4 protein-coding genes are annotated in these 4,459 nt (G+C 71.8%); 2 read left to right on the forward strand and 2 right to left on the reverse strand.

Annotation, left to right across the window (positions count from 1 at the left end; all coding sequences use genetic code 11):
- Nucleotides 1–271: 271 nt before the first annotated feature.
- Nucleotides 272–397: a hypothetical protein gene (locus tag FV229_RS28530; RefSeq protein ID WP_281406755.1), complete on the forward strand. Its 126-nt coding sequence runs from the start codon at nt 272–274 to the stop codon at nt 395–397.
- A gap of 447 nt (nt 398–844) precedes the next feature.
- Here the strand turns inward: FV229_RS28530 and FV229_RS25455 are convergent, their stop codons facing one another.
- On the reverse strand, nt 845–1,129 hold the full coding sequence (locus tag FV229_RS25455; protein WP_147754598.1) for a hypothetical protein: 285 nt from the start codon (nt 1,127–1,129) through the stop codon (nt 845–847).
- Nucleotides 1,130–1,339: 210 nt separating this feature from the next.
- Here FV229_RS25455 and FV229_RS25460 point away from each other — a divergent pair, with 210 nt between their 5' ends.
- A complete protein-coding gene (locus FV229_RS25460) occupies nt 1,340–3,514 on the forward strand; it encodes a hypothetical protein (protein ID WP_147754599.1) in 2,175 nt (724 codons plus the stop codon).
- Nucleotides 3,515–3,584: 70 nt separating this feature from the next.
- Here FV229_RS25460 and FV229_RS25465 read toward each other — a convergent pair whose 3' ends face one another.
- On the reverse strand, nt 3,585–3,971 hold the full coding sequence (locus tag FV229_RS25465) for a hypothetical protein (protein WP_147754600.1): 387 nt from the start codon (nt 3,969–3,971) through the stop codon (nt 3,585–3,587).
- Nucleotides 3,972–4,459 lie beyond the last annotated feature (488 nt).

A 4,459-nucleotide genomic window follows, 5' to 3' on the forward strand; every position in this document is an offset into this window, starting at 1 on the left:
CGCAGCCCGCGACCTGGAGTACCATCGAAGCTGGCGGATCGAGCCGCGTCGAGGTGGGCTGATCTCGAAAAACAGCCCTGACGATCCAAATCGAGCGCCACGCCAGACTTCTGCAGCAGCCTGCTAGAGCATTTTCGAGCGCGGTGGATGCCGGCTGGCGTGAAGAAAGTGCGACCACGCTGTAGGTTAGAGCTTCCTCCGTGATCCAGAGATCACGGAGGAAGCTCTCGCAAGCCATTCATTGCGACAGCGGTCCGACCAAAGCGACGCGGTGGACGAAGCCAACGACGGGCTCCACGGCGGCATGGGCGACAACATCCTCGTCGGCGGCCTCGGCAACACCATCCTGGTCGGCGGCGCGGGACATCGTGCTGGGCTTCAACCAGGGCGCGGGTGACCCTCTGAGCCTGGGCGGCCAGATCGATACGACGAGCACGGCGCAGAACGGGGATGCGCTTCCGACGCTTCCGGGCGGCGGCGGGTCCCGGGCTGTCGAAGTGAGCGAGCAGTGGCGGCGGCGTTTCGGCGGCTTTCCGCAGCGCGGCTCGGCTTGGTGCCGCCGCTTGCATCGTGGGGTCGCCGGCAGGCTTCGTGGTGCCGAGCGAGGTGACGCTGCGTAAAATCGGAAGGCTCCGGAGCGCGGGCGCCGGCATCGGTGCGAGAGCGCAGGCTTGAGCGGTGCTCGCCGCGCCGACGAGGACGGCGAGGATCCCGCTCGGCTCGACCCTGCGGGGGTCTCCGACGACGATGCCGGCAACGCGCGGGATCGCCGCCCGCGGAGCCCGGCGTGCGGCCTCAGCCGTTCATCGGCGCGGGTCGGCGGGGATCGCCCATCGGCCACCCTTCACCGCCCGCCCTTCATCGGCATCAGGCTCTTGGGGTCGACCTCCGGCATCTTCGGCATCTGGTCGAACGGCACGACCGCCATCACGTGGCCGTCCGGCATCCTGATCACGTTGAACGACTTGCCGGTGGCCTTGTCGGTCGCCATCGCGACCATGAGCTGCATCGGCTCGAACGGCGTCACGGCGAAGTCGTGGCCCCAGGCGCCGACGAGACTCGACAGCGACGCCGTGGCCACCCCCGTGCCGGCGAGGAGGGCGACGGCTGGTAGAATCGCGCGCATCATGATGGATCACTCCCGGTTCGATCGACGCGCTTTCGCGGGCCCGGGCCGTGCGGTTACCGAAACCGGATCGTGCCGCGCCGGCACCGTAACCGAGGGTGGACGGCGACCGAAGGATCGGCATGGGGATCAGGGGTTTCGAAGTGGGTTTTCGATGACATCGTCTCCGATGCGGCGCCCCTCGGAGGCGTATCCGGCCGGAACCCCGGCGCGATGAGCGCGCGGCGGGCTGCGTCCTCGCGCGTCGCCGCAGGCGTCGTCGTCCGGCTCGGGCGCTGGGCCGTCGGCGCGTTGCGCACGGCGTCCCGCGTCGCCGCCGCGTCGGCGCTCGCCGCCCTCGGCATCCTGTTCCTGAACTACGTCGTGCTCTCCACGGACAAGGCGCGCGCCTATCGCGACCTCGACCCGAACGTCGCCGAATGCCGCGACGGTCTCGCCCGAGGCTGGACGATCCTGGCCGACACCGGGCGCGAGACCCTGCAGACGGCGATTCCGTCCGACGGCGACGGCTGGGTCGACGCCAGCGACGACGAGGGCGCCGTCGTCGCGGCGGATGCGCGATGGGGGACGCGCCTGCGCTGCGCGCTGCAGCGCCACGTCGTCCCCGCCCGCGCGCCGGGCGGACGCGACCTCGCCTACCATCTCGGCTTCATCGAGTTCCAGGAGGACGGCGAGCCCTACGCGCTGGTCTCCCGAGAAGGGGCCGGCGACGCGGCCATCGACAGCGCGATGCTCCGCCACGCCATGGACGACGAGATGCGGGCCAAGGGCATGCCGGCCACCATGGTCAAGCCGGTGATCACCCAGCTCGACGCCCTGAAGAAGCACCTCGCGCACGGCTCGCACTACGTGATCGCCTTCGTCCACGGCTGGCGCCACGACGCGCGGATCGGCGACGGCAACGTCGCGGACCTGCGCCTCTACGCGGCCCACGCCGCGCGCTTCCTGGCGCAGCGCTGCCCGGACGACCCGAGCGTCTGCGACATGGACGTGACGGCGATCTACGTCGGCTGGCGCGGCGCCCGCGTGGACGAGCGCGGCCTGCGGACCTGGTTCGGCGACGCGGTCGGCGGGTTCTTCGGCGGCCTGTCGGCCGGGGCCACCCTGTTCGACCGCAAGCCCGTGAGCGAGGCGATCGCCCCCGGGGCGATCTCGGCGCTGCGCACGATCGAGACGACGCTGAGCGCGCCGGGCGCGCACAACAAGCTGATCGTGGCCGGGCACAGCCTCGGCGGCAACATGCTCGCCACGGGGCTGCAGGACGACGTCGTCAAGGCGGTGCGCCGCCACCGCTTCGGCGAGACGCTGCCGCCGGTGCTCGGCAACCTCGTGGTCCTGATCAACCCGGCCTCCGAGGCGAGCAAGTGGACCGCGATCCAGCGCGAGGTCTGGTCCCACCTCGCCGACCACGCCGACGCGCACACGCCGGCCTCCGAGGTCGTGCGCGACGACGGCTACTTCCCCGCCGACCAGCGGCCCGTGCTGATGTCGGTCACCGCGGCGCTGGCCTTCCCGGCGGGCGGGCTACGGCCCGGCGACTGCGCCTGGATCGGCCTCGACGTCGCGGACGGCTTTGCCGCCGCCCGCAAGCGCATCCGGAGCCGGCTCGCCGCCACCGACCGCATGTTCGATGCCGGCGTCGACTACGATTGGGCGACGCACGACCTGTTCCCGACCTTCAAGTTCGACTTCCGCCCGGCCGCCGGCTTCCTCGACCGGGTGGCGGCGCGGTTCGAGGGCCGCCCGCCCCGCGGCGAGACCTGCACGCCGGCCGCCCCCGTCGGCCTCGGCGCGGGGCTGGCGACGCTGCCGGTGCGGACCCTGTCGCTGCTCGCCGCGACCTTTCCGTTCCAGAACACCGCGCGGGAGGATTCGCACACCATCGGCAACCTGGACCCGCCGCGCCCGGCGGCCGGGGTGCTCGCCGACGCCCAGCAATCGGCTGCGCCCTTCGGCACCACCCACGAGCTGATGGGCCTCGACGCGCCCGGGCTCGAGCGGCACCACCCCTACGCGACGCTCGCCGACGCGGCGATCGACTGCCCGCGCTCGGACCGTTGGCTGACCCGCGCGCGGCTGGCGCGCGCCGACCGGCGCGGCAACTTCTGGGACAGCACAGACCTCGCGCCCCGCTTTCCGCAAGAGGACAGCCTGCACGAGAACGGGCCGGCCGCGCGCTTCCTGCACGGCCTCCAGCTGACCGGCATCGCGCCGATCACCCGGCCCAACGACCCGTTCTGGAACGTCCGCGCCTTCGACAACGCGCTGTCGCGCCACGACGGCTATCGCCTGTCGTCGTTCATCTGCGCCCTGAACCAGCTCGTGATGGACGACATCACAGACGCGCCCGCCGCGATGAGCGACCACCAGGACGTGCCGGGGCGCTAGACGCTCGCCCGGCTATCGTGCGGGTGGCGCTGCCGGCTCGACGCCCCCCTGCGCCGGCCCGCCTTGTGCGTCAGCCCGCTTTGCTCGCCGTCCAGCGGCCCGAGCAGGCGATCGGGCCGGCGAGCGTCCAGCGCCCCGAACCGGCAGACGCCCGGAGCTGCCCCTCGACGGCGATGCTGGCGAGCCCGCTCTTGATCGAACCGACGATGCGCCCGTCCTCTCCGACGCGGCCCGAGGCGTCGGCCCCGCTGCCGCCGTCGTCGTCGACGACGCCGGCGCGGATGACGATGGGATAGCGGTAGGGGCCGGTGCAGCCGCCATCCTCGACGGTGGCGGAGACGGACCAGCGCCCGTCGAAGCCGGGCTCGGCGGCGGCGGCCGGAGCGATTGCGGCACAGGCCACGGTCAGGGCCAGCGCGGCGAGTTTCGCGGTGAACACGGGGGAGATGGACGACAAGGACGTCGAAAACGGTGACATGGGCTCCTCTTCAAGGCCGGCCCGTCAAGCGGGCGGCTCGGTGTCGTCCGCATCTTGAGCCAGATAGCGGACCATGAGTTCGCCCGTGGCGCGGGCGGCGTAGTCCGCGATCGGCTCGCCGGCACGGGTGGGATGAAGGTCGTCAGGCGCAGGCCGCCGAGGGTCGCCATGAGTCCGCCGCGGGCCATGCCCGATTCGACGGCCTCCGCGATGGCCTGCGCCTCGTAGGCCTGCAGGCCCGCGCTCAGGCGCGGATTCCCGGAACCGCCGGCTCGCCGGGCAGAGGCTCGGGATCGATGACGGGTCCGAGCGGGACGTCGGGGGCGGGCTCCTCGAAGGGTGGCCTGCCTCCTGAAAAGTGGTCCTCCCTGAGGTATGGCTTCGAGCCATGTGGAGGATGTTTTCATGGGACGGAAGAAGCATACGGCTGAAGAGATCGTCGCCAAGCTACGCCAAGTGGATGTTCT

Origin of the sequence: Methylobacterium sp. WL120, from assembly GCF_008039465.1 — a bacterium.
Classification (GTDB): Bacteria; Pseudomonadota; Alphaproteobacteria; order Rhizobiales; family Beijerinckiaceae; genus Methylobacterium; species Methylobacterium cerastii.